The organism is Micromonospora sp. DT41, from assembly GCF_049841715.1.
Classification (GTDB): domain Bacteria; phylum Actinomycetota; class Actinomycetes; order Mycobacteriales; family Micromonosporaceae; genus Micromonospora; species Micromonospora profundi.
In genome coordinates, this window is sequence record NZ_JBNCKU010000004.1 from 209,797 (window position 1) to 235,181 (window position 25,385).

20 protein-coding genes are annotated in these 25,385 nt (G+C 70.5%); 5 read left to right on the forward strand and 15 right to left on the reverse strand.

Annotation, left to right across the window (positions count from 1 at the left end; genetic code table 11):
• The first annotated feature begins 448 nt into the window (after positions 1 to 448).
• Entirely contained in the window at positions 449 to 778 is a 330-nt protein-coding gene (locus tag ACLQ23_RS09460; RefSeq protein ID WP_355598627.1) for a TraR/DksA family transcriptional regulator, read from the forward strand.
• 119 nt (positions 779 to 897) lie between these two features.
• Here ACLQ23_RS09460 and ACLQ23_RS09465 read toward each other — a convergent pair whose 3' ends face one another.
• Both ACLQ23_RS09465 and ACLQ23_RS09470 read right to left on the reverse strand, forming a co-directional pair.
• Positions 898 to 1,290, reverse strand: a complete 393-nt coding sequence (locus tag ACLQ23_RS09465) for a YybH family protein (RefSeq protein WP_355628792.1) — start codon at positions 1,288 to 1,290, stop codon at positions 898 to 900.
• Positions 1,291 to 1,450: 160 nt separating this feature from the next.
• On the reverse strand, positions 1,451 to 2,395 hold the full coding sequence (locus ACLQ23_RS09470; protein WP_355628788.1) for an acyltransferase domain-containing protein: 945 nt from the start codon (positions 2,393 to 2,395) through the stop codon (positions 1,451 to 1,453).
• A 275-nt stretch (positions 2,396 to 2,670) separates the two neighbouring features.
• On the opposite strand from ACLQ23_RS09470, the gene ACLQ23_RS09475 reads away from it, so the two are divergent.
• Entirely contained in the window at positions 2,671 to 4,704 is a 2,034-nt protein-coding gene (locus tag ACLQ23_RS09475; RefSeq protein ID WP_355628785.1) for a nuclear transport factor 2 family protein, read from the forward strand.
• Positions 4,705 to 4,885: 181 nt separating this feature from the next.
• Positions 4,886 to 5,521: a helix-turn-helix domain-containing protein gene (locus ACLQ23_RS09480; protein WP_355628826.1), complete on the forward strand. Its 636-nt coding sequence runs from the start codon at positions 4,886 to 4,888 to the stop codon at positions 5,519 to 5,521.
• Between the two features lie 87 nt (positions 5,522 to 5,608).
• Here the strand turns inward: ACLQ23_RS09480 and ACLQ23_RS09485 are convergent, their stop codons facing one another.
• The 13 genes from ACLQ23_RS09485 to ACLQ23_RS09545 are packed head-to-tail and all read right to left on the reverse strand — an operon-like array spanning position 5,609 to position 21,696.
• Positions 5,609 to 6,703 (reverse strand): alpha/beta hydrolase, encoded by a 1,095-nt coding sequence (locus ACLQ23_RS09485; RefSeq protein ID WP_425880540.1) that lies wholly within the window; start codon positions 6,701 to 6,703, stop codon positions 5,609 to 5,611.
• Positions 6,704 to 6,708: 5 nt separating this feature from the next.
• Positions 6,709 to 7,707 carry an LLM class flavin-dependent oxidoreductase gene (locus ACLQ23_RS09490; RefSeq protein ID WP_425880541.1) on the reverse strand — a complete coding sequence of 333 codons (999 nt, stop codon included), beginning with the start codon at positions 7,705 to 7,707 and terminating at the stop codon, positions 6,709 to 6,711.
• Positions 7,704 to 8,033 carry a TIGR04076 family protein gene (locus tag ACLQ23_RS09495; protein ID WP_355596200.1) on the reverse strand — a complete coding sequence of 110 codons (330 nt, stop codon included), beginning with the start codon at positions 8,031 to 8,033 and terminating at the stop codon, positions 7,704 to 7,706. Before ACLQ23_RS09495 ends, ACLQ23_RS09490 begins: the two co-directional genes overlap by 4 nt.
• Positions 8,030 to 9,034 carry a zinc-binding dehydrogenase gene (locus ACLQ23_RS09500; protein WP_425880542.1) on the reverse strand — a complete coding sequence of 335 codons (1,005 nt, stop codon included), beginning with the start codon at positions 9,032 to 9,034 and terminating at the stop codon, positions 8,030 to 8,032. The genes ACLQ23_RS09495 and ACLQ23_RS09500 overlap by 4 nt, the downstream gene beginning before the upstream one ends.
• Positions 9,031 to 9,444 (reverse strand): nuclear transport factor 2 family protein, encoded by a 414-nt coding sequence (locus tag ACLQ23_RS09505; protein WP_425880543.1) that lies wholly within the window; start codon positions 9,442 to 9,444, stop codon positions 9,031 to 9,033. The genes ACLQ23_RS09500 and ACLQ23_RS09505 overlap by 4 nt, the downstream gene beginning before the upstream one ends.
• Positions 9,441 to 10,706 carry an amidohydrolase family protein gene (locus ACLQ23_RS09510; RefSeq protein WP_355596205.1) on the reverse strand — a complete coding sequence of 422 codons (1,266 nt, stop codon included), beginning with the start codon at positions 10,704 to 10,706 and terminating at the stop codon, positions 9,441 to 9,443. The genes ACLQ23_RS09505 and ACLQ23_RS09510 overlap by 4 nt, the downstream gene beginning before the upstream one ends.
• A complete protein-coding gene (locus ACLQ23_RS09515; RefSeq protein ID WP_355628770.1) occupies positions 10,703 to 12,367 on the reverse strand; it encodes a hydantoinase B/oxoprolinase family protein in 1,665 nt (554 codons plus the stop codon). The genes ACLQ23_RS09510 and ACLQ23_RS09515 overlap by 4 nt, the downstream gene beginning before the upstream one ends.
• Positions 12,360 to 14,048 (reverse strand): hydantoinase B/oxoprolinase family protein, encoded by a 1,689-nt coding sequence (locus ACLQ23_RS09520; RefSeq protein WP_355596209.1) that lies wholly within the window; start codon positions 14,046 to 14,048, stop codon positions 12,360 to 12,362. Before ACLQ23_RS09520 ends, ACLQ23_RS09515 begins: the two co-directional genes overlap by 8 nt.
• Complete coding sequence (locus ACLQ23_RS09525) at positions 14,045 to 16,096, reverse strand: hydantoinase/oxoprolinase family protein (protein ID WP_355596211.1); 2,052 nt, start codon at positions 16,094 to 16,096, stop codon at positions 14,045 to 14,047. The genes ACLQ23_RS09520 and ACLQ23_RS09525 overlap by 4 nt, the downstream gene beginning before the upstream one ends.
• Positions 16,093 to 18,129, reverse strand: a complete 2,037-nt coding sequence (locus tag ACLQ23_RS09530; RefSeq protein WP_425880592.1) for a dipeptide ABC transporter ATP-binding protein — start codon at positions 18,127 to 18,129, stop codon at positions 16,093 to 16,095. Before ACLQ23_RS09530 ends, ACLQ23_RS09525 begins: the two co-directional genes overlap by 4 nt.
• Before the next feature lie 2 nt (positions 18,130 to 18,131).
• Complete coding sequence (locus ACLQ23_RS09535; RefSeq protein ID WP_355596213.1) at positions 18,132 to 19,016, reverse strand: ABC transporter permease; 885 nt, start codon at positions 19,014 to 19,016, stop codon at positions 18,132 to 18,134.
• Positions 19,016 to 20,026 (reverse strand): ABC transporter permease, encoded by a 1,011-nt coding sequence (locus ACLQ23_RS09540; RefSeq protein WP_355596215.1) that lies wholly within the window; start codon positions 20,024 to 20,026, stop codon positions 19,016 to 19,018. Before ACLQ23_RS09540 ends, ACLQ23_RS09535 begins: the two co-directional genes overlap by 1 nt.
• A gap of 14 nt (positions 20,027 to 20,040) precedes the next feature.
• Positions 20,041 to 21,696 (reverse strand): ABC transporter substrate-binding protein, encoded by a 1,656-nt coding sequence (locus ACLQ23_RS09545; RefSeq protein WP_355596217.1) that lies wholly within the window; start codon positions 21,694 to 21,696, stop codon positions 20,041 to 20,043.
• Positions 21,697 to 22,486: 790 nt separating this feature from the next.
• On the opposite strand from ACLQ23_RS09545, the gene ACLQ23_RS09550 reads away from it, so the two are divergent.
• Positions 22,487 to 23,821 (forward strand): cellulose binding domain-containing protein, encoded by a 1,335-nt coding sequence (locus ACLQ23_RS09550; RefSeq protein ID WP_355596219.1) that lies wholly within the window; start codon positions 22,487 to 22,489, stop codon positions 23,819 to 23,821.
• 389 nt (positions 23,822 to 24,210) lie between these two features.
• Positions 24,211 to 25,347: an SPFH domain-containing protein gene (locus ACLQ23_RS09555; RefSeq protein ID WP_425880544.1), complete on the forward strand. Its 1,137-nt coding sequence runs from the start codon at positions 24,211 to 24,213 to the stop codon at positions 25,345 to 25,347.
• The last annotated feature ends 38 nt before the right edge of the window (positions 25,348 to 25,385 follow it).

The following is a 25,385-nucleotide window of genomic DNA, read 5'->3' on the forward strand; positions in this document are numbered from 1 at the left end:
AACCGACCCGCGCCGCGGGTCGGCCCGGGGGGCAGACGAATCGGACCCGGAGCCCCAGGCCGGCAGTCAAGGGAACGAACCACCGCAGCCTGGGCGGCTCGCCGCGCGGGTCACGCCGCCGAGCCGACCATCCGGCGAAGGGCGTTGGCTTTAGGCCAGACATCAACCTATGGTGGATGCATGCCACCGGTCACGTTCTGCTCGCCTACCGTCACTCACGTGACGGTGCTCGGCGCTGCCCTCGTGACGGCGGCGACGCACCGCATGGCGGGGATGCGCGTGCCTGTGGTCCGCGCACCGCACTTCGCGCCTACACAGGGGCTGTCGAGCCCGGCGCGAAGCGGTCGAAGCCCTCCTGCGGAATCGTTGCATCCCAAAACGACCGCCAGGGCGAAGCTATCCAGCTTCGGCCCTTTTTCTTTACCCGGATCTTGTTGAAAGGCAGACCATGAGCATCGACCATCGTCCTGTCGACCGCAGTTGGCTGGCTGATCTGCGCGCGTCCCTGGCCGACGACTTCGCCACACAGACGGCGCGGCTGCGGGAACTGACCGAACTCAGCGCGGACACCGGCGACCCCAGCGAGGCCCACCACCAGGCCGCGCTGCTGTCGGCCACCCGCCGCAACATCGAGCAGATCACCGGCGCGCTGGGCCGCATCTCCGACGGCACCTACGGCGCCTGCCAGAAGTGTGGCAAGTCCATTCCGGCGGAACGGCTCGAGGTTCTCCCGCACGCCCGCTTCTGCGTGCCGTGCCAGGAGAAGCACAACAGGTGACACCCGAGGTGGCTGCCGTGCCGCCCTACAGCACGGCAGCCACACCACCGGGTGCGAGGTCGTTGATCGGACGCGGTCGTGGGCCCCTGCCGGTCAGGTGACCGTGGCGGAGGCTCGGTTCACGGCACGTCCGGCGAGTTGGCCGGCTGCTGTCCCGGCCAGAAGGGCCACTCCTCGAACGACCGGCAACGTCCGTCGTCGGCGAACCGCATGACCCACAGGTCGCGGTACTCCTGGTGGACCGGGTCGCCGTAGCGGACCTCCTGGCGCGACACCGCCGTGTCGCCGTCGACCGCGACGATCTCCGTGGTCATCTGGAATATCTCGTCGGGGCCCTCGCGCTGCTTTTCCCACATCCGGGCGATGGCCGGCAGACCGACGACGGGCGTCCAGTACGGGCCCTGCTGGTAGCTCGCGTCCTCGGTGAAGAGAGCGGCAAGCGCGTCCGTGCCCGGCGTCCGCCATGCCCGCTCGTAGCCGGCGATCCAATCGGCGACGTCCTTCCTGTTCATGGACATCACCCTGCCATCCGCCGGGCGGTGCAGCCGGCCAAACGACGTCCGTGTGGCGTTGGACGTCGCTGCTGGCCGGCGGTCGCGATGCCTCCGCGCCAGCGATGCCCACGACTCGGGACGCCGTCGAAGTCAACGAAGCCGGGCCGAACAGGTGCGCCTAGATCGGGAAGCGGCCGCGGCGCCAGCGCCAGTGCCGTCCGGCCAGGAGATGGTCGACGGCGGCTCGCTGGAGCACGGTACGGCGTGGCAGTTGGTCGAGCGGCGTGGTCAGGGTCCGGAACACGAACCGCAGCACCTCGACGTCGGCGTCCAGTCCTTCCGGCTCCTCGTAGGGCTCCAACTCGAACCGACGCTGGAACCGGACGATGTTGGAGTCCTCCGGCAGGTATTCCCGCAGTTGCGGATCGAGGAGCCACGAGCCGCAGGTGAACTCCGTGTAGCGCTCGTCGGGGAAGTGGCGCGGAAAGAACGTCCGGGCCTCGTCGAGCGACGCGTCGATCGCCTGCGGGGTCAGCGGCCCCGCCTCGGGGATGTGCAGGTCGATGCCGGTGCCGCCGCGATGGTGTTGCAGCCGGCCCAGCTCGTAGACGGCACCGCGCGCGTGCAGCGTCAGCCAGCTCTGCATCACCGGCCAGCCCTCGCCGCGCATCCGTCGGTCGACGGCGAGGTTGCGGCCGAGGTCGGCGAGGGACGTCCAGGAGACGGCGTCGGCGACGCCGTGGTCTCGGTGGTATCCCCGGGCGACGTCGACCAGGGCCAGGTACGCGTACACGTAGAGGTGCCGCCAGGCGGGGCCTCGGTCGCGGGGCAGCTCCGGACCGGGCGACAGCCAGGTGTGGCCGCCGAGGTCGGCGCGGACCAGGGCGGTCGAGCGGTCGAGGAGCCAGCGCAGCTCAGGAGTCCACAGTGGGGAGCCCGGATCGGGCCAGCCGGCCATGATCTCGGCTGCGTCGTCCGGCGGTACGGCCAGTCGGTCGAGGAGCGCGGGCGCGTCGCCCTTGGGTGGCAGCGGAGCCGAGGGGTGGTCCCCGGCGAGGCGGTGTACGCGTTCGACGTCCGCCACGGGCACCTCGAGCCGGGCGGCCGTCTCGTCCAGATCCACGCGGACGACCCTACCGGCTGGCGGGCCGACTCTCCGGCCGCCGTTTCCCACTCCCGTCGACACACAGAATGAGCACCAGACGAACCCAATGTTCGGAAGGTGTCCAAAAGCGACTAGCCATCCCGATGAAGTTCGCTAGATGGTTCGGCCGTTGCGGTGCCTGAACATGTCGCGTACGTTTCACGGCATCGCCCTCCATCCCGGACTGGCGATGCCAATGTCCCCCCACCCGACCGCGCGGGGATCCGCGCGGCAGCACGGATAGGGATGTGACCATGAAACCTTCGACAAGACGGCTGACGGCAGCGGCGACAGGACTGTTGCTGGCGGTCAGCGCGAACGTCGCCGTGCGGGCACCGCAGGCCTCAGCGAACACCAACGCCCCGGTGAGCCTCGACTCGCTCGCCCGCGACGTCGAGCGGGTCGAAGCGCTGCGCGAGGTCAAGGACGTGCAGCGCTCCTACGCCCACCTGGCCCAGTTCGGTCGCTGGACGGACATGGCGAAACTGTTCAGCGGCAACGGCACGCTCCAGTGGGGCAACCAGGTCGTGACGGGCCATCAGTCCATCAAGGGATGGCTCGCCGCCGAGGCCGGGGCGATGAACGGCGCGAACCCGGGCGCGCTGCACACCACGGTGATCGACCAACCGCTTGTCAACCTCTCGGCCGACGGTCGCACCGCGAAGGGCCGCTGGTCCGGGATCCGCTTCCTGGGCGACGGCGCCGGCGCGGCCCGCATCGACGGCGGCATCTACCAGAACGAGTACGTGCTGGAGAACGGCGAGTGGAAGATCTCGCTGCTGCGCTACTACCCGCTCTACGAAGGCGATTACGCGACCGGTTTCCGGACGATCAACCGGCAACCGGTACCTGTCGTTCCCTACCACTTCACGCCCGACGTCGCCGGAGTGCCGATCCCAACGGCGACCGGGGAGGCACCCAGGACCAGGTTCAACGCGAAGGAGCTTGCCGACCGCATCGAGGCGCTCAACGACGAGGACTCGGTGCGCAATCTCCAGCACTCGTACGGCTACTACGTGGACCGTCGGATGTGGACGGATGTGGTCGACCTCTTCGCCAACGGCGCGAAGGTCACCATCGACGGCGTGGGCGTTTTCCGCAACGCCAGCGGCGTACGCCAGGCGATGGAGCGCATGGGTCCGGAGGGCCTGACGCAGGGCATCCTCAACGACCGGCCGCTGTTCGACACGATCGTCGACGTCGAGAAGAACGGCACCAAGGCGACCACGCGCGGCATCGAGGTCGGCATGCTCAACGACGCGAACGGTGCGTCCTGGCAGTTCTCCGTCTTCAGGAACAGCTTCGTCAAACAGGGCGGCCTGTGGAAGCTCAAGGAGATGCACCTGACGCCTTTGATCACGGCGCCGTACGGCACGGGTTGGGGCGATGGCGGGACCGACCCGGTCGCGTCCGTGAAGGTGCCGAAGTTCCTCGACGTCGCCGGCCGTACGCCCGCGTCGAAGCCCGGCAAGGCTACCGGCGCGCCGAAGGGCCCGAAGCACGACCTCGCTGACCTCCAGCGGAGGTTGAGCCGTTCGCTCGCCTACGACGGGTCCGAGAACGTCTCGGCTGCGTACAGCTATTACATCGACGACAGCCGTTGGCCGGAGATGGCGGCAGTGCACGCGGTGGAGGGCCACAAGTTGTCGCCGTTCGCCGGCTGGAACGGCACTCGCGAACGGATCCTCGGCTCGGTGGTCGCGACGTACGGCAACACCCCGCCGCCGACGACGAAGTCCTTCCTCGTGCTGCACTGGCGACCGCAGCCGGTCATCGACGTCTCGCACGACGGTCGCTCGACGGCGGTCCGGGCCCGACTGATGCACGTCAACGCGTCGGCGAACAACGCCGGGTACATCAACGGCGCGATGTACAACGACCAGTTCGTCCTCGAGGACGGGATCTGGCGGATCTGGAGCCTGGACATCGACGAGTTCTACTGGCAGTCGGCCAACTGGGCCCGGGGCTGGGGCGACGCGGTGCCGCGGGACCCGAGCCTGCCCGATCCGCCGCCGAGCAACCTCGTGAACATCTACCCACCGGACGTCCTGCACAGCGCGCTCGGCGAGCGGTCCAGGGGCTTCCGTGGCGGCAGCCCCGGGTACATCCAGTGGCCCGACATCGTGCCGATGTGGTTCCACTACCGCAACCCGGTCAGCGGTCGGACACCTGCCACGTTCTGGTACGACTGCGCTCCCTGCGAGGTGCGGCCGGACTGGAGCATGACGCGGCACGGCTATCAGCTGCCGCCGACCGGCCCGCAGGTGGACGGCGTGGAGGTCGGTTGAGCCGGCCCTGAAGGCCCGGCGCTCGCGCTGAGCCGATGACGAGGCGCCCTTCCCGATTGGTCCCGATCGGGAGGGGCGCTTCCTCGCGCTCCCCCTCGCACGTCTACCGGCTTGTTCGATACCATCGAACAAAGTCGGGCGGACTCCCCCGCCACCTCGACAGGAGGTCCTCGTGCGGTCCATGAACAGTCAGCCGCCGTCGGAGCAGGCCGGCCCGGGTGGCCCGACGGAGGAGAGCACCCCGGCCGGCGTGGTCGGCGCCCGCATCCGGCGGTACCGCAAGGAGCGCGGGCTCACCCTGCGCGGCCTCGCCTCCCGCGCCGGGTTGTCGATCGGCTTCCTGTCCCAGGTGGAGCGCGGCATCTCGTCCATCGGCCTGACCGCGCTCGGCAGCGTCGCGAAGGCGCTCGACCATTCGGTGGCGGATTTCTTCGACTCCGGCACCAGTTCCCCTGACAGCGCCGTGGCGCCGCTTCCCCGGCATTTCACGCTCACCAGGGCGGAGACGGTGACCACGCAGTACGTCTCCGGGCAGCAGACCTACCGCATGCTGTCCGACCGGGGGCCGGAGCTTGTGCTCGAACCGATGCTTGTGCACATCGCCCCCGGTGGCCGGCGGGAGAACGCGTACGGCCACAGCGGCGAGGAGTTCGCCTACGTCATCTCCGGCGAGCTGCTCTACGAGGTCGAGGGTGTCGAGCACCGGCTGTGCCCGGGTGACAGCGTGCACCTGCGGTCGTCGGTGCCGCACCAGTTGTACAACGACACCGACTCGGTGACGACTGTGGTCTCGGTGGTCACGCCCAGGCTGTTCTGACGCCTCCGGGCGCCCCGACCCTCACCCTTGTTCACATATGTGAACAGAGTGACGGGGGTTTTGCGGGGCACCCGGAGAGGTCACGCCTCACGGGTCGACGTGACGTCCCACGGCGGTCATGGTGGCCTGCCAGATGGCCGAATCCGGGTCGATGACGGCGAAGTGGTCCCCCGACTGTTCGAGGTAGCGCACGTCGTCGCCCGCGTCGCGGGCCGCCTCTGCGTACCGCCGGTTGGCGTCGACGAGGTCCAGGCTGTCCTCAGTGCCCTGCACGAGCAGGGCCGGCACCCGGATCGGCAGCCGCAGCATCGGGTCGCTCTCGGCGTACCGGCGCGGGGCCGTGGCCGGCGAGCCACCCAGGGCCTCGGTGATGGCGCCGTCGCCGAGGTTGCGCCGCTCGCCCTCGGTGAGGTCGAGCACCCCTGCCAGCGACACCACAAGCGCGACGGAGACGGCAGCGCGCTCACCCGCCGCCAGGTCCGCCGCGACCCGCAGGGCGAGCTGCCCGCCGGCCGAGTGGCCCAGGATCACGACCCGGTCCGCGTCCAGCGAACCGTCGCCCGCGAGGTCACGCAGCGCAGCGACGCCGGCCGCCACGTCCTCGGTGGTCGCCTCCCAGCCGTGCCGGTCCGGACGCCGGTACTCCATGTTCCAGGACGCGTACCCCCGCCCGGCCAGGTCGACGGCGACGGCGTCCATCAGGTCCGCTCCCCAGACCGATCGCCAGAAGCCGCCGTGCAGCAGCACCGCGACCGGCGCCGCCTCGGCGGACGGGGAGGACGGCAGCCGCAGATCGCCCCACTGGTCCGGATGCTGCCCGTAGGCGATCCGGGTTGCGGGTGAGCGCAGGCGGTGCACGGCGTGCCGGATGGCCCACGCCACGCCCCACAGTCCCCGGCCGGCCAGGTGGACCGCGCCGGGGACCGCCGGCTCGACCGTCGGGTCGTACCAGACGGTGTGTTGCGGTTCGGCGCCGATGAGGGCGCGCGCCTCGGGTGTCGGGCCGGGCAGCACCACCGCCGGCGGATCCGCGGCGGCGAGCAGCGACCGGATCTCGTCGGCCGAGGCGGCGGTGACGACCCGGCCTGTGACATCGAGTTCGGCGCAGGTGGCGGCGGTGAGCGACGCCAGCAGCGCGTGGTCGGCCACCAGGCCGGGACCGAGCACGACGGTGAGCCGCACGGGACTCACCTGCGCAGCAGGGGCAGGACGGCGGAACCGAGCAGGTCCACGCCGCGCTCGTCGGTCAGGCCGTGCGGCGTGCCGAACTCGACCCGGCGCACGCCCGCGTCGATGAGCGCCTGGGCCTGCGCGGCGACCTGCTCCGGCGTGCCGGAGAAGGCGAACCGGTCGAGCACGTCGTCCGGGATGAGCCGGCCCGCCGCCTCGTCCTCGCCCGCGTCGACGAGAGCGCCGACCCGCTCCACAAGGCCGTCGGGAAGCGCCACCGTCGGGTCGAGTTCCGCCACGACCGCCAGGTACATCGCCACCTCGGTACGGGCCTTGGCGCGCGCCGCCTCGCCGTCGGTGTCGACCACCGTCACGGCGCCCAGCACGATACCGATGTCGTCGACGTCGCGCCCGGCCTTCTCCGCCCCCACCCGGACCCGTTCACGGATCACCGCGACCATGTCGGGATTGGCGCTGCCGCCCACCTTGATCTCGTCGGCGATCCGTCCGGCGACGGCCGCGCCCTGCGGACCCCACGCCCCGAGCAGCAGCGGCGGGTTGGACCGCTGCACGGCGTAGCGCAGAGCGGTGTCGGGCGCCAGCGAGAAGACCTTGCCGGTGAAACCTGTCCGATCGCCCCGCAACAGGCGGTAGACGACCTCGACGGCCTCCTCGATCGTTGTCAGCGGCCGCTGCTGCGGCAGCCCGACCGCACCCAACCAGGTCCCGCGGGCCAGCCCCAGGTACGCCCGGCCGTGCGAGGCCAGATCAAGCGCCGCGAGCTGACCGGCGATCTCGTACGGTGCCATCGAGTACGGGTTCAGGCAGGCCGCGCCGAGGCGTACCCGGCTCGTCGCCTGCGCCATCTCCAGCAGCGGGAAGATCGGCGGCTGGTACATGAGATCACCGAAGACGGTAAGCACGTCGAAGCCGTGCGACTCGGCGGCGCGGGCCAGCCGGGCGTACGCGCCGGCGGGCTTGTCGCTCTGGAGGCCGAGTCCGATCTCGACGGTCATGTCAGGTCCGCCGAGTTCATCGTGCGCCGGCAGGTCCGTTCCACCTTCATGACGAGTCGCTCCTCCGGGTCGGGGCAGATGAAGTGGGAGTCCTGGGCCAGCCAGTCCCCCTCCGCCAGGTCGCGCTGCTTCGCGGCGAGGAAGGGAAGCACCGACGCGAGCGCGTACACGCAGAAGTGCTTTCCCTCGGGCAGCCGCAGATGCGCGCTGTTCGTCAGTTCGAAGTAGTCGCCCACGTCCATGCCGCACACCGACCGACCCTCGATCCGGTCGACTGTCACCTTCAGGTCGTAGATCTCCATGTCGCCGTCGGCGCTGTGGCTCACGGTTCCTCCCCCTCGTCGATCCGTACGATGATCTTGCCGGTGGTCCGTCGGGCGGCCAGTTCGGTAAGTGCCGCCGGCACCTCGTCCAGCGGGACGACCCGGCTGACCGGCGGCCGGACCGCGCCGGACGCGCACATGTCGAACAACTCCTGGTAGGCGGCCTCGACCGCCGAGGCGCGCTGCCACGGGTACCGGGAGCCCCAGGACAGGCCGATCAGTGTCGCGTTCGCCGCCATCAACCGGACCGGGTCGGCAGGTGGAGGTGCTCCACCTGCCGTTCCCACCGCGACAAGACGACCCTCGAACGCGAGGCACTCCCAGGACCTGGCGAACACGTCACCGCCCACCGGGTCCACGACGACGTCCACGCCCCGGCCGTCGGTGGCCTTGAGCACGGCCGCCACGAAGTCCTCCGAGGCGTAGTCGACGGCGAGCGCCGCGCCGTGGTCGCGGCAGATCGCCGTCTTGGCCGGGCCACCGGCGGTGGCGAACACCCGCGCGCCACGGGCCACGGCGAGCTGGATGGCGGCGATGCCGACACCGCCCGCGCCGGCGTGCACGAGCACCGTCTGCCCGGCCGTGAGGCCGGCCCGCTCCAGCGCGAACCACGCCGTCTGGTAGGTGACGGGCAGCGCCGCCGCCGTCACCGGGTCGACCGTGTACGGCCGCGGCACGACCACCGCGGCGTCCACAGTCACTGTCGTCCCGAGCGCGCCGCGCGGCAACGTCGGGCAGGCCACGACCTCCTGACCCAGCAGTTGCTCGGCACCGGCGCCGGTGGCGACGACCCGCCCGGCCGCCTCCACGCCGGGCGTCATGGGCGGGTCCGGCCGCACCGGGTACTCGCCCCGGCACAGCAGGACGTCGAGGAAGTTCAGGCCGACCGTGCGCACGGCGAGCCGTACCTCACCGGGGCCCGGCGGCGGGTCGTCGGGCAGTTCGGCCACCGACAGCACGTCCGCCGGCTCGCCGGTCCGCTCGGCGACCAGCCGCCGGATCATGCCGCGACCACCGGATCCCGTACCAACTCGGCGTGGTGGTGCACGATCACCCAGCGGCCGTCGATCCGGCGCAGCACGTCGGTGACCCGGGTGAACTCCGGTTCGTCGGCAGCGCCCAGCTGGGAGACCAGCACGTACCGGGCGACGCCGAAGTCGTCCCACACGTCGATGCGCTTGTCCCGCGCGGCGAGCACCGCCAACCGGGGCCGGTGGCCTGCGGCGTCGCGCTGCTCGCGGTACTCGTTCAACTCGGCACGGGTACGCAGCGGCCCGGGAAGGTGCGTCTCCCAGGTGGTCACCTCGGCGTGCAGGTGCGTGTCGAAGCGCTCGGTGTCCCCGGCGAGGAACGCGTCGTACATGTCATCGATGCCAGCGGCGATCGCCGCCGCGCCTGCTTCCACGAACGTCATCGCACGTCCTCCTGGTTCTGGTCGTCGCGGACGATCTGTCCGCCCTTCATCACCCACCGCACGTCCCGGAAGGCCGAGGTGTCGGCCAGCGGGTCGGCGTCCATCGCGATCAGGTCGGCAAGCTTGCCGACCTCGACGGTGCCGAGGTCGGACTCCGCGCCGAGCCAGCGGATGGGGCCGCGCGTGCCGGCGTGAATCGCCCGCGCGGTCCCGATCCGCTCGGACATGTACTCCAACTCCCGCACCGAGGCGGTGGTGCCCTCGAACTCCCAGAACGGGGGCATGTCGCTGCCGAGGAGCACCTCGACCCCGGCGGCGATTGCCATGTCGAAGCTCTCCAGGTGCCGGGGGCCGGCGCCGAGCGAGCGGCACTGCATCCACTCCGGCACGCCGAGTTCGTCGAAGAACTCCTTGCACCGGGTCACCAGCAGCGTCGGCACGAGCGCGGTGCCGCGCTCGGCCATCCGCGCCGCCACCTCCGGGGTGAGCTGGTAGCCGTGCTCCACACAGTCCAGTCCCAGCTCCACGGCCGCGCCGATCACGTCGGCCGGACCGGCGTGCGCCGTCACCTTGCGGCCCCACGCGTGGGCGGTCTCGATCACCGCGGTCATCTCGTCGGTGAAGAGCTGGGGCGTGCTGATGCGCTCGTGCTCACCGGCGATGCCACCGGAGATCATCACCTTGATCAGGTCCGCGCCGGCCTTGATCTGGCTGCGTACGCCCTGACGGAAGCCGACAGGGCCGTCACATTCGAGGGTGTCGTTGCTCTCGTGGCCGTGCCCGCCCGTGCAGACCAGCGCCCGACCGGCGGTGTAGATGCGGGGACCGGCGGTACGTCCGGCGTTGATGGCCCGCCGCAGGGCGAAGTCGGCGTGGTCCTTCTCCGCCACACAGCGCACCGTGGTCACACCGGAGCGCAGCGTGCGCCGCGCTCCGTTGGCCATGTAGTGGGCGAGGTCGTACGGGCCCATGCCCTTGACGTTGTCGCCCCCGGAGCCGGGCAGCGACAGCGAGAAATGGGTGTGCATGTTTACCAGGCCGGGGGTCACGTACGCCCCGTCGAGGTCCACGTTGGTCAGTGCGCCGGCGGCCCGCGCCTCGGCGGCCACCTCCGCGTACCGGCCGACGGCGGCGATCCGGTCGCCGCGGATCCACACCCCGGCATCGGTGACGGGCTCCATCCCGTCCACGACGCGGGCGTCCAGAACTGTGCAGTTGCCGAGCAGCAGGCTCGACGGCTCGGGCGAATAGGCGGCACTCACGCGATCACTCCATATATGTCTCGGGCGGACCGCGCTGAGACGTAGCCCTCGGCCACGTCCCGCCGGACCGCCTCCGGATCCCGACTCCCCGGGTCACCGTGCCCACCGCCACCGGCGGTCAACAACGTCACCCGGTCCCCCACCGCCACGCTCGTACGCTTGGTGCTCACCCGGTGCTCCCGATCCGTGCCCGGGAACACCACCACCTGGTTCGGCTCCGGCTGTACCCCACCGGCCAACGCCCACGGCGCGCTCTTCGTCTTCTTGATCACCGTCAGGAACTCACCGGGCGTCGCGAACCGGATGTCCCGCCGCAACCCACAACCACCCCGGAAACGACCCGCGCCACCGGAGTCCGTCCGGATCTCCACCCGTTCGAAGAACATCCCCGTCTTCGCCTCGAGCACCTCGACGGGTGTGTTGCGCGCCTGGGTCTGGCAGAGGTGGTTCGCCGGGCCGATGCCGTCGTGCTGCGGCGTGCCGCCCCAACCCACTGGGTCGTTGTTGCTGACCGCGAAGAGCTGGCCGGTGTCCGGGTGCTGGCCGACCATCATGAACCCGGGTACGTCGCCGCCACTGGAGGCCGCCAGCCGGTCCGGCATGCCCTGCGCCAACGCCTTGAGGATCAGCTCCAGGGCGACAGTTCCGGTCCACTGGGTGAACGTGGCGGCGGGGTACTGCGCGTGGAACAGCGACCCGGGCTCGGCGCGTACCCGAAGGGGCGCGAAGTGCCCGGCGTTTGTCTGCTCCCCAGGGGTGGTGACGCCCTTGAACGCGACCCGGCAGGTGGCGATGGTGGCGCCCAGCGGCAGGTTCACCGGCCCGGGCACCGCGGGTGACGAACCGGTGAAGTCCACAGTGAACTCGCCGTCGGCGACGGTGACGGTGACCCGCATCCGGATCGGGGTGTCGGTGACACCGTCGTCGTCGAGCCAGTCCTCGGCGGTCCAACTGCCCTGCGGCAGCGCGGCGACCGCCTCCGTGGCGCGGTGGGCAGCGTGGCGGATCACCTGGTCGACCACCGCGTCCACAACGGGCGTGCCGTAGTGCTGGTACAGCTCGGTCACCCGCCGCTCGCCGGTACGCAGCGCCGCGATCTGCGCGTTGAGGTCACCGATGACGAGTTCCGGCATGCGCGAGTTGAAACGGATCAGCTCGTGGATCTCGTGCACCGGCTCGCCACGGGAATACACCTTCGTGCCGGGGAAGACGATCCCCTCCTGGTGCATGTCGGTGGAGTCGAGCACGTAGCCGGGGTCCTTGGCGCCCAGGTCCATCCAGTGCGCGCGGATGCACAGGAAGCCGACCAGCTCGTCGCTGTCGGGCAGGACGACTGGCGCGAACAGGGTCGCGTCGTAGGTGTGCGCCGCGTTCCAGTACGGGTAGTTGAGCAGCACCACGTCGCCGCGGTGCAGGTTCTCCCTGCCCACGTACTCCACGCCCTTGCGCAGCGAGTAGTCGTTGGCGCCGAGGAAGCGGGACAGCCCTGTCGACTCCGCGACCAGCCTCAGCTCCCGGTCGTAGATGGAGATGCCGAAGTCGTACACCTCGTAGATGACCGGGTTGAAGGCGGTGCGCACCAGCGCGGCGCGCATCTCCTCGGCGGCCGAGACGAGATGGCTGCGGACGACCTCGACGGTCGCCCCGGTGGGTTCACCCATCGACGTCCACTCCGTAGACCTCCCGGGCCACCTCCGGTGAGACGTAGCCCTCGGCCACGTCCCGCCGGACCGCCTCCGGATCCCGACTCCCCGGGTCACCATGCCCGCCACCACCGGCGGTCAACAACGTCACCCGGTCCCCCACCGCCACGGTCGTACGCTTGGTGCTCACCCGGTGTTCCCGATCGGTGCCGGGGAAGACCACCACCTGGTTCGGCTCGGGCTGCTCGCCGCCCTCCAGGGCCCACGGAGCGCTCTTCGTCTTCTTGATCACCGTCAGGAACTCGCCAGGGGTCAGGAAGCGGATGTCCCGCCGCAGGCCACAACCACCCCGGAACCGGCCGGCGCCACCGGAGTCCGTCCGGATCTCCCACCGCTCGAAGAACATCCCCGTCTTGGCTTCCATGACCTCGATGGGGGTGCCCCGGCCGGTGCTGCCGGAGACGTGGGTGGCGGCGTCCATGCCGTCGTGCTGCGGCGTGCCGCCCCAGCCCACCAGGTCGTTGTTGCTGACCGCGAACATCTTTCCGGTGTCCGGGTGCAGGCCGACCATCATGAACCCGGGCACGTCGCCGCCGCTGGAGGCCGGCAACCGGTCCGGCATGCCCTGCGCCAACGCCTTGAGGATCAACTCCACGGCGACGATGCCGGTCCAGAGCGTGAACGTGGGCTGCGGGTAGACGGCGTGGAAGAGGCTGCCCGGCTCGGCCCGCACCTCCAACGGCGCCACGGTGCCCGCGTTCGACGGCTCGTCCGGCGAGGTGAGCGATTTCAGGACGACCTTGCAGATCGCCTCGGTCGCGCCGAACGGCATGTTGATCGGGCCGCGGGTGGCGGCGGCCGACCCGGCGAAGTCCACGATGAAGCGTCCGTCGGCGACGGTGACGGTGACGCGCATCTTCACCGGATCGTCGGTGATGCCGTCGTCGTCCACCCAGTCCTCGGCGGTCCAGGTGCCCTGCGGCAGGGTCGCCAGCGCGGCACGGGCCCGGGTCTCGCCGTCGGCGATGATCCGGTCGATGGCCTGGTCCACAGTGGTCCGGCCGAACTTTTCGATGATCTCCAGCATCCGGCGCTCGCCGGTGCGCAGCGCGGCGATCTGCGCGTGCAGGTCGCCGAGCACCGCGTCGGGCATCCGCGAGTTGAAGCGGATCAGCTCGTGGATCTCGTGCACCGGCTCGCCACGGGAGACCACCTTCGTGCCCGGGAAGATGACCCCTTCCTGGTGCATGTCGGTCGAGTCGAGCACGTAACCCGGGTCCTTGGCCCCCAGGTCCATCCAGTGCGCGCGGACGCAGAGGAACCCGACGAGATCGCCGTCGGCGTCCGGGTCGGCCGGGTCAGGCCGGAAGACCGGTGCGAACAGCGTGGCGTCGTAGGCGTGCGCCGCGTTCCAGTACGGGTAGTTGAGCAGCACCACGTCACCCCGGTGCAGGTTCTCCCGCCCCACGTACTCCACGCCCTTGCGCAGCGAGAAGTCGTTGGCGCCGAGGAAGAACGTCAGCCCGGTGGCCTCGGCGACCAACCGCAGGTCCGCGTCGTACATCGACAGGCCGAAGTCGTGCACCTCGTAGATGACCGGGTTGAAGGAGGTACGGATCAGCGTGGCCCGCATCTCCTCGGCCGCCGACAACAGATAGCTGCGGACGACCTCGACCTGGGCTCCGTCCAGCGTGGTCATGCGGCTTCCTCCAGAGTGACGAGCAGGTATCCGTGGTCGTCGACGGTGACGCGCTGGCCGCTGGGCACCACAGTGGTGGAGGTGCCCTCGTCGATAAGCGCCGGCCCGTCGAAGGTGTCGCCCGGCTCCAGGCCGGCCCGGTCGTAGACCGCGAACGGCACCACAGCCTGCTGCCCGAAGTCGTAGGCGTCCCGGTGGTTCAGCAGGGCCCGCGACGGGTCGCCGTCGCCGCGCGGCCGGGTCTGAAGCTCCGGCCGATCGGTGCGGCCGATGCCACGCACCCGCAGGTTGAGGATCTGCAACGGGTTGCCCATCGTGTGGCCGTACCGGCCGCGGTGCGTCTCGTCGAACGCGGCGCGGATCGCGTCGCGGTCCAACTCGCGCCCGACGGTGACCATGAGGCTGTGCTCCTGGCCGAGGTAGCGCAGCTCGAACTGCCGCTCCAGCACCGCCTCGCCGGCCGGCACCCCCTGCGCCACGAGCGACGCCACCGCCTCGGCCTCGACCGCCTTGAACAGCTGGTCCACCTCGGTCAGGTCCGCGTCGTCCAGGGTGGCCATGACGGTGCGGCTGAAGTCGTTGACGATATCGGCCGACAGCATGCCCCACGCGGAGAAACCGGACGGCGCGAACGGCACGATGACCTCGCCGATGCCCATCTCCCGCGCCAGCAGCGGGGCGAGCAGCGGCCCGGCACCGCCGAACGCGAGCAGCGCGAACTGCCGGGGGTCGTGACCCCGCTCGACGGTGATCTGCCGGACCGCGCCGACGGTGCGGGCCAGCAGCACGTCGAACACGCCGGCCGCCGCGTTCTCCACGGTCAGGCCGAGCGGCTCGGCGAGCTGCTCCTTGATGGCCGCGCGCGCCTCGGCGTCGCGCAGACCCATGGTGCCGGCGAGGAAGCGGTCCGGGTCCATGTAGCCGAGCACCACTGCCGCGTCGGTGACTGTCGGCTTCGTGCCACCTCGGCCGTAGCAGACCGGGCCGGGGTCGGCCCCGGCGCTCTGCGGACCGACCTTGAGCAGGCCGTGGTCCAGCCAGGCGATCGAGCCGCCTCCAGCGCCGATGGTACGGATGTCGTACGTCGGGATGAGCAGCGGGAAGTGCTCCAGCTGCGCCTCGTACGCGGCGACCGGATTGCCGCGCTCGATCACGCAGGCGTCAAGCGAGGTGCCGCCAATGTCGAATGTGAGCACGTTGTCGCGGCCCAACTCGGAGGCGATGTAGGCGGCGCCGACGATGCCGCCGGCCGGGCCGGAGAGCACTGTGTGGGTGGGTGCCGTCTTGGCGACCGCGCTGGTCATCGAACCGCCGCCGGAGCGCATGATCAGGAAGCGGCCGTCGAAGCCGCGCTCGGCCAGCCCGGCCTCCAGCTCGTCCACGTAGCGCTCGAAGATCGGCCGGATGTACGCCTCAAGCACTGTGGTGCTCGTCCGCTCGTACTCGCGGTACTCGCGCACGATGTCCGTCGACAGCGACAGGCTGACGTCGGGGAACTCCTCGTGGATGAGGCGCGCGGCCTCCCGCTCGTGGCTCGGGTCGAGGAACGAGTGCAGGAAGCAGATGGCGATCGAGGTGACCTGCTGGTCCACAACGAGTGTGCGGGCGGCGGCCCGGACGCTCTCCGGGTCCAGCTCCTCCACGACCCGTCCCCGGTAGTCGAGTCGGCCCCGTACGCCTGCGGTGAAGCGGCGCTGCACGAGGCTCTCGGGCCGCTGGTACTGGAAGTCGTACATGTGGTCGGAGGGCACGTTGCCGCGACCGATCAGGAAGATGTCCCGGAAACCCTCGTTGGTGATGATCCCGGTGCGCCCACCTCGGCGCTCCAGCACCGCGTTGAGCCCGAGGGTGGTGCCGTGGATGAACAACTCCACCTCGGACAGGTCGGTGCCGAGCGCGGTGATCGCGGCGAGCACGCCGTCCGCGGGTCGGGCCGGTGTCGTCGCCGCCTTGCGGAAGCGGACCCGGTTGGTGCGCGTGTCGAGTTCCATGGCGTCCACGAAGGTGCCGCCAATGTCGACGGCGAGCCGGATGGGGCGACGGGTCATGGTGTGACAGCCTGCCTTCCGATGAGGGCGGGGAGCTCGGGAACGCGCCAGCAGGCGGCCCGGCTCTCGCCGTACGACTGAAGCTCCTGCTGCTCCGCACGGCACCGGTCGGTGACGAACGGGCACCGGGCGGCCAGCGGGCACCCGGTCGCAGCGTCGGCTTCTTCGAGGTCCTTGACCAGTTCAACGGCCTGGCCGTCGGATCCGGCCGTCCCGCCGAGGCGGGGTGCGCTGCCAAGCAGCGCCCGGGTGTAGGGGTGCCGGGGGTTGTCGAAGACGACGTCCACCGGTCCCTCCTCGACGATCCGGCCGAGGTAGAGCACCACGACGCGGTCGGCGAAGCCCCGGACGGTCGCCAGGTCGTGGGAGATGAACACCGAGGCGCGGTCCGCGTCGGCGGCCACGTCGGCGATCACCGCGAGAATCTGCGCCTGCACTGTGACGTCCAGGGCCGAGGTCGGCTCGTCGAAGACGATCAGATTCGGCTCACCGACCAGGGCACGGGCGATGCCGATCCGTTGCGCCTGGCCTCCGGACAGCTCGTGCGGGTACCGCTGGAGGATCGAACGGTCCAGTTCCATGCGGTCCAGCACGGCGGTGACCCGCGCGTTCCGTTCCGCCGGGGACAGGCCGGCGGCCCGCAGCGGCTCGGCGATGGAGTCGCCGACCGCGCGGCGCGGGCTCAGCGAGCCGATCGGGTCCTGGAAGACGAGCTGGGCACGGGTACGCGCGCGCCGCAGCGCCCGCCCACGGGGTCGGGACCGGCCCGGCTGCTTGACCAAAGCCTGCCCGGCGACGGTGACAGTGCCGGACGTGGGCGCGACCAGACCCATGATGAGCTTGGCCAGCGTGCTCTTGCCGCAGCCGCTCTCGCCCACCACGCCGAGCGTCTCGCCCGGTGCGAGCCGCAGTGTGATGCCCCGCAGCGCGTGGTGCCCGCCGGAGCCGAACCGGCTGCGATAGACCACGTGCGCGTCGTCGATCTCCAGCACGGCCGCCTTGCGGTCCGCCTCGGCCGGCTCCGCGCCGGCCTCGGCAGCTGTGGGCGACGTCGACGGCGCGCCGGCGTCCAGCGGCCGGGTCTGCGGGTGGAAGCAGGCCAGGGACCAGTTCCCGCCGCCGCCGGCGAGTGGCTTGGTGGCCGGCCGCCGTGACGAACAGGTGCCGTCGGCGTGCGCGCAGCGGGCGACGAACGGGCAGTTCTCCGGTGCCTGGGTGAGCAGGGGCATGGCGCCCGGGGTGGCGACGACCGGCCGTCCGCCGACGTCCGGCACCGAGCGCAGCAACGCCCTGGTGTACGGGTGCGCGGGCTCCCGCAACACCTGCTCGGCCGGGCCGCTCTCCACGACCGTTCCGGCGTAGAGCACCACCACCCGGTCGCAGACCTCTGCGATGGAGGCAAGGTCGTGGGAGATCAGCAGCACGCCCCGGCCGTCGGTGTCGGCGGCGTGCCGGAACTGCCGCAGGATCTCCCGGGTCAGCGTCACGTCGAGGCCGGTGGTCGGCTCGTCGGCGATCAGCAGATCGGGGGCACACCCGGTGGCCAGCGAGATCATCACCCGTTGGGCCATGCCGCCGGACAGCTCGTGGGCGTACGCGTCGAGCCGGCGCTGCGGGCTGCGGATGCCGACCGCCTCGAACAGCTCACGCGCCGCCTCGCGAGCTTGGGCGCCGGACATCTCCTGGTGGGTCGCGAGCCGGTCGACGAGCTGCTTGCCGATGGTGCGGGTGGGGCTGAGTGCGCCGCGCGGGTTCTGGAAGCAGATCGCCACCCCCCGCCCTCGGTGGGCGGCCAACGCCGTGTCGTCCATGCGCAGCACGTCCGACCCGTCGAAGAGCACCTGCCCGGTGGCGTGTGAGCCGCCGGGGAGCAGGCCGACGATGGCGCGGGCCACCATGCTCTTGCCACCACCGCTCTCACCGACCAGGCCGACGACCTCGCCCGGTCGCACACTGAAGCTCACGTCGCTGAGCGCTGCCACCTGCCGGCCGGGCCGGCGGATGAGCACGGAAAGGTTCTCGATGGACAGCATGGTCACCGCCGCTTCGCGTTCGCGCGGTCCTGCAGGCCCTCGCCCAGCAGGCTGAACCCGAGGACGCAGACGAACAGGGCCAGGCCGGGTGGGACCGAGGTCCACCACCGTCCACCGACCACGTCTGCGGCGCCCAGGCTGATCATGGCACCCCATTCCGCCTCGGGGATGCTCACACCCAGACCGAGGAAGGAGAGCCCGGCCAGGGTGAGCATCGCCCAGCCGCAGTTCAGCGGCGCGATCACCCGGACGGGAGTGAGGCTGTTGGGCAGTATGTGCCGCCACAGCACGCCCACCGGCGAGGCGCCGGAGGTGATCGCGGCGTCCACGAACGGCAACTCGCGCAGCGACCGCACCTCGGCGCGGACCAGCCGGGCGTACGCCGGGGCGTTCACCGCGGCGATCGTGATGATGAGGTTGATCGTGCCGTTGCCGAGCAGGGCTGCCACGGCGAGCGCCAGGATGAACGTGGGGAACGACTGGAAGATGTCGACCACCCGCATCAGCACGTCGTCGAGCCAGCCGCCGAAGTAGCCGGCGATCAGGCCGAGCAGGGTGCCGACGACCACGGCGAGCGCGACCGCGGCCAGGGCGATGCCCAGGTCCAGGCGGGCGGCGTAGAGCATCCGGCTCCAGATGTCCATGCCGTTGCCGTCGGTGCCGAGCAGGTGGTTGCCACCCGGGGCGACAAGGGTGTTCGCCGGGTCGATCTCGGTCTCGCCCCACGGGCTCAGCAGCGGCGCGAACACCGCCACCAGCGCGACCACCGACAGGATCGTCGCGCCGGCAATGATCAGGCGCCGTGCGAAACGGCTGTCCCGGTCGCCACCCGGGATGACCACGGGCGCCGTGGAGTCGCCGGTGACGGCGGTGCGCAGCTCGGCCATCAGAGCCTCACTCTCGGGTCGAGGATCGCGTGGACCACGTCGGCGATGAGGAACACCAGCACGTAGCACAACGCGATGACCAGCACCGACGCCTGCACCACCGGGTAGTCCCGGTAGAGCAGACCGCGCAGGGCCCACTGGCCGAAGCCCTGCCACGAGTACACGTACTCAACGAGCACCGTCGAGCCGATGGCGGTGCCGAAGACCAATGCGGCAAGCGACGGCAGCCGGACCAGCGTCGCCCGCATCAGGTAGCCGTAGTGCAGGGTGCGGCCACGCAGGCCGTGTGCCTGCGCCGCGGCGTACGACTCGGAGTGCAGCACCTCCAGCGCGGAGGCCCGGACGCTGCGCAGCAGCGGCGCGACCACGCCGACGACGAGGGTCAGCACTGGCAGTGCCAGGTACGCCGCGGCGGAGGCGAACGCCGGTCCGTTGGCGGTGAGCACGGCGTCGACGAGGTCGGCGCCGGTGATCGGCGTGAGGTTCGTGTCGGGGTCGACGCGTCCGTTGGGCGCCGGGAACCAGCCGAGGATGCTGTAGCCGACGAGCACCAGCACCAGGCCGAGCCAGAACTCGGGTACGGAGTTGCCGGCCAGGGCGAACATCCGGACGCTGTGGTCGCCGAGCCGGTTGGCCCGTCGGGCCGACCAGACGCCGAGCACAGTCGCCACCACAAGTGCGATGGTCACGGCGATGACGACGAGTTCCAGGGTGGGCCCGATCCGTAGCGCCATCTCCGAACCCACGGAGTTGCCGCTCTGGATGGAGGTGCCGAAGTCCCCGGTGACCAACCCCCCGAGGTAGTCGAGGAACTGTTGCCACAGCGACTGGTCCAGGCCGAAGCGGACCCGGGCGGCTTCGGCGTCCTCCGCGCTGGCGTTCGGCCCGAGGATGCTGCGCACCGGGTCGCCCGGCAGCACGCGGACCAGGAGGAACGCCAGGACGACCACTCCGAGCAGAACGGGGATCAGCTGGAGCAGTCGCCTGACGACGAACCGGAAGATACGCATGAGCGGATGGCGTCCTAGGCCGACGCGCTCAGGTACCGCAGGCGGGCGAGACCGTCCATGGGCTGCACCCAACCGGCCACGGACTCCCGCACGGGCAGGTTGAAGTTCGGCTGGCAGATGACCACCCACGGCACGTCCGCGGCGAGGATCTCCTGGACCCGCTTCCAGAGCGCGTTACGGGCAGCCGTGTCGACTGTGGTGTGCGACTTCTCGTAGATCTGTTCGATCTCCGGGTTGCTGTAGTTGGAGTAGTTGAGGTTGGCGCCCTTCACGAAGCTCGTGGCGAGCATGTACTCGATGTCGTCGACCCAGAGCTGCCCGGAGGTGATCTGGAGCGGGATGTTCTTCTTGGTCCGTCGCTCGCCGAGGGTCGCGGGGTCCAGCGGGGTCAGCTTGAGCCTGATGCCCGCCTTCGCCGCCTCGCTCTGCACCTGGACGGCGATCTTCTGCTGCTCCTCGTTGTCGGACTCGAAGACCAGCTCGGAGTCCAGCGACGAGCGGCCGGCGGCGGCCATCGCGGCCTTGGCCTTGTCGATGTCGTGGGCGTACGGGTAGCCGTTGTCGTCGTGCCCTGGCATGTCCAGCGGCACCGTGCTCTTGGCCGCGCGGGCGTCACCGCCGTACACGTTGCTGATGATCTGCTCGTAGGGCACGGCGTAGGCGAGCGCCTTGCGGACGTTCACGTCGTTGAACGGCGCCGAGGTGACCGACATCTGGATGGCGACCTGGCGGTTGCTGGGGGCCGAGATGACCTTGATCCCAGGCGTCTTCTTGAGGTCCTGGATGTCGCGCTGGCTGATGCCGAGGGCGACGTCGACGTCACCGGCCTGCAGTTGCAACCGCTGGTTGGACGCGGCCGGCACGACCGAGATCCGGATGGTCGGCGTCTTGGCCGGGTCGGGACCCGGGTAGTCGGTGTTCGCGCTGAGCTCGATCTCCTGGCCCTGGGTGGCCTTCGCGACGTTGTAGTAGCCGCCGGTGGGCGGGTTCTTCGCGAACCACTCCTTGGCCCAGGGGTCGCCGGCGGTGGCGTGCTTCTTGGCCTCGACGGAGTCGAAGACGTACAGCGAGATCGCCTGGATCTGCCGGGTGAGGGCGCTGGGGAACGCCTGGTGGAACTCGACCGTGTAGTCGTCGACGACCTTGACCTGGTCGGCGCTCGTGAGGCCGATGGTGCGGTAGACGCCTGCCACGTTGGCCTGGGCGGCGAACGCGCGGTCCTTCGACCACTTCACGTCGGCGGCCTTCATCTCGTTGCCGCTCGCGAACTTCACGCCGCGACGCAGCTTGAGCGTCCACACCTTCTGCTCGGCGTCGGGCTCGAACGACTCGGCGAACGTCGGGGTGACGTTCTGGGTGTCGAGGATCTGGCTGCCGCTGGCTGTGGTGACCCCGTAGTCGATCAGGTACGGGAAGACGTTCTTGTAGAGCATCAGCGCGGTCAGGTCGAAGCCGACGAAGTCCTGGTCCCAGCTCGACAGGTAGCTCGAGACAGCGATGCGCAACGTCTTGGCGGCGGGGCCGCCCGACGCGCCGTCCTTCGGCTTGTTGCCACTGTCCGCAGCGCAGGCGCCGGTGGCCAGAAGGAGCGCGACGCTGCCGCCCAACTGCAGAACCCCGCGGCGGGAAAGCGCGGGCGAGGAGGCGCCCGAGCGGTGTGAACGAGCCATGAGTAGTCCTCCTAGAACCAGAGGGAGACGGGCCGCCCAGCGGACCCACCCCGAGTTCTACAGGATTAAGCGAGAGTGAACAAGCGGGTGAACGGTGTTCACGGGCCGTCTCTGCACCTTTGCCCGAAACCCTTCTCGAAGTGCGGGATTAGCAGGTAGGAAGCGTTCACACGGTTCACAGAATCGTTACCAAACCTGTTCACGGCGAGCCGCCTGAATGAAGGGCTCCAGCGGTTCCCCCGGTCGCCCCGTGTGCGACCCGACGCCCTGTGAGCGCTCACACGCGTCCGGGCGACCACACCTCTGGAATTTGCGGTCGGCGGCGCGATAGTTACGGCGGAGGAACGTGCCGCCAGGATGCCCTGGACCGGCTCGGCGAGGCGGTGCCGCGTCCCCGGGAGACAGCAGCCGTCACCCTGCTTTCCGCAAGACGACGGCTGGAGATGTTATCGATAAACTGCTATCTTTCGGCGCGGGAGCGCAGGGCACGCTCCCGTCACCCCAGTCAATCGGCAGGGCGCTCGTGGGCACCACCACCGCGCCGCCTGGCCGGTCGGCGACAAGTCCGGGCCGCTCCGCCGATGTTGGCTGACCGCAGGCGGCCGTCGGGCGATTCCGACCCGGCCACATGCCCAGCCTCCCCCCGCCCGTACGGGCGCCCCCGCATCGACGGAGAGCCCGGGCACGAACCGGCTCGTCGACGGCGGGCGAGCCGCACACAGCCGGCGGGTCGTTCGGTCGACGTCGTGCGCACCACCGGCCCAGACGAACAAGGGCAAGGAGGCAAGCAATGGTCAAACGTACACAGCTGTTGTCAACGATCGCCGCTGCGGCCGTTCTCCTCGCGGCGACCACCGGCGCGGCGCTGAGCGGCGCACTGGGCGCCACGGCGGAGGCCGCGACCAACGGCACGCTCGCGGCGACCGCCGGCTGCGGCAAGGCGCCCACGCTGACCAGCGGGACGCGCACCATCTCCAGCAGTGGGCAGAACCGCACCTACATCCTGCGGATCCCGGACAACTACGACCGGAACCGCCCCTACCGGCTGATCTTCGGCTTCCACTGGCTGAACGGGTCGGCGAACAACGTCGCCTCGGCCGGCTACTACGGTCTGCTGCCGCTGTCGAACAACAGCACGATCTTCGTCGCGCCCCAGGGCATCGACAACGGCTGGGCCAACACCAACGGCCGCGACCTGACCCTCTTCGACGACATCTCCCGGCAGGTGGAGAACGACCTCTGCGTCGAAACGACCCAGCGCTTCGCCCTCGGCTGGAGCTACGGCGGGGCGATGAGCTACGCGGTGGCCTGCGCGCGACCCACCGTCGTCCGGGCGGTCACCGTGATCTCCGGCGCGAACCTCAGCGGATGCAACGGCGGCACCCAGCCCGTCGCCTACTTCGGCATCCACGGCACCTTCGACAGCGTCCTCAACATCTCCATGGGTCGATCGCTGCGGGACACGTTCGTCCGGAACAACGGTTGCACCGCGCAGAGCCCACGCGAGCCGAGCCGAGGCAGCCTCACTCACATCACCACCACCTACTCCGGCTGCCGGGCCGGATACCCGGTGCAGTGGGCGGCCTTCGACGGCGACCACACCCCGAGCCCTGTCGACGGGTCGTCCAGCCCGAACGACTCCCGGACGTGGACCTCTGCGGAGATCTGGCGGTTCTTCACCCAGTTCGAGACCACGCCGCCGCCCACCACCGCGCCGCCGACGAGCCCGCCACCCACGTCCACGCCGCCCACCACGCCCCCGCCCACCACGCCGCCACCCACCACCCCGCCACCCACCACCCCGCCACCCACCGGCGAACCGGGCGTCTGCACCGCCACCTACCGCACCGTGAACACCTGGCCCGGCGGTTTCCAGGCTGAGGTCACCGTGGCCAACACCAGCACCGCCCCGCTCAACGGCTGGACCGTCCGCCTGGGCCTGGCCTCCGGCCAGGCCATCAGCAGCCTCTGGAACGGCGTCAACACCGGCACCACCGGCACCGTCAGCGTCCAGAACGCCGCCTACAACGGCTCGTTGGGCCCGAACGCCTCCACCACCTTCGGATTCACCGCCACCGGCAACGGCGCCACGCCGCCCAGCGGCGTCACCTGCACCAGCCCCTGACCGACAGCGACACGTGTGCCCGGGGCCAGCCGGCTCCGGGCACACGGCGCGGCAGGTCTGTCCGACATGGACAACGTGTACCGCGAGTACGTCCGATCAGAGACGACGACCGGCGACGCCACCTGAGCGAACGCGGGCAGCGCACAGCCCTCCGGCGACGCCTCCTGACCGATCGGCCACCGCCACCCGCCCAGGTCTGCACCGGCCGGTGTACGCCAGTGCCGACCCACCCGTGCGTTCGGTGCAAGAGGCCCTCAGCCACCGGTCGAAAGGGCGATCGGCGGCGGCGAATCGGTGTCCAAGACTCGCTTTTCGCAGGTGGCGGGGGGTTGCTATGGTCGCCGCGACGCCGGACCTCGGCGCCGACGGGAGGGTGTGCGATGGGGCTGATGGACAAGCTCCGGGGCGAACTCGTCGACATCGTTGAGTGGCTGGATGACAGCCGGGACACGATCGTCTGGCGGTTCCCCCGGTACCAGAACGAGATCAAGATGGGCGCCCAGTTGGTCGTCCGGGAGTCCCAGACGGCGGTCTTCGTCAACGAGGGGAAGATCGCCGACGCCTTCCCTCCGGGAACGTACACGCTGGAAACCCGGAACATGCCCATCCTGTCCACGCTCAAGGGCTGGAAGTACGGCTTCAACTCGCCGTTCAAGGCCGAGGTGTACTTCGTCAACACCCGGCAGTTCACCGACATGAAGTGGGGCACGCAGAACCCGATCATCCTGCGTGACGCCGAGTTCGGCGTGGTGCGCGTGCGGGCGTTCGGCGCGTACGCGGCCCGGGTGGTGGACGCGTCACAGCTCCTGCGGGAACTGGTCGGCACCGACCCGCAGTTCCGCACCGAGGAGGTGCAGGAATACCTGCGGCAGCTCATCGTGGGACGACTGGGCAACGCGCTCGCCACGGCGGGCGTGCCGCTGCTGGACCTGGCGGCGCACCAGGACGAGATCGGCCGCCGCCTCGCGGGCGTGTTGACAGCGGAGCTGGCCGAGGTCGGTATCGCGATCCCCAAGTTCGTCATCGAGAACGTCTCCGTGCCGCCAGAGGTGGAGCAGGCGCTCGACAAGCGAACCAGCATGGGCGCGGTCGGCGACCTGGGCCGGTACACCCAGTTCCAGGCGGCCAACGCCATGGAGGCCGCCGCCAAGAACCCAGGCGGCGAGGCGGGCGCCGGCATCGGGCTGGGCATGGGCATGGCCATGGGCCAGCAGATGTCCCGGGCGATGGCGGGCGGCTCGGGCGCGCCGCAGCCGGCACCGGCCGCCGCGCAGCCGGCCCCCGCTCAGCCGTCCGCCGCCGAGCCGCCGCCGCTACCGAACCAGGCGCAGTGGTACGTCGGCGTCGCCGGGCAGCGGCAGGGCCCGTACGACCTCGGTGGTCTGGCCGAGCAGGTCGGTGCGGGCACGTTGGGCCCGGACACGCTCGTCTGGCAGGCCGGCATGGCCCAGTGGCAGCCCGCCGGGCAGGTGCCGGAGCTGGCGGCGGTGCTGGCAAGCGTCCCGCCACCGCTGCCGCCGCAGTGAGGAGGCGAGTGCCGGCATGAGCGAGATTGCGGTTTCCC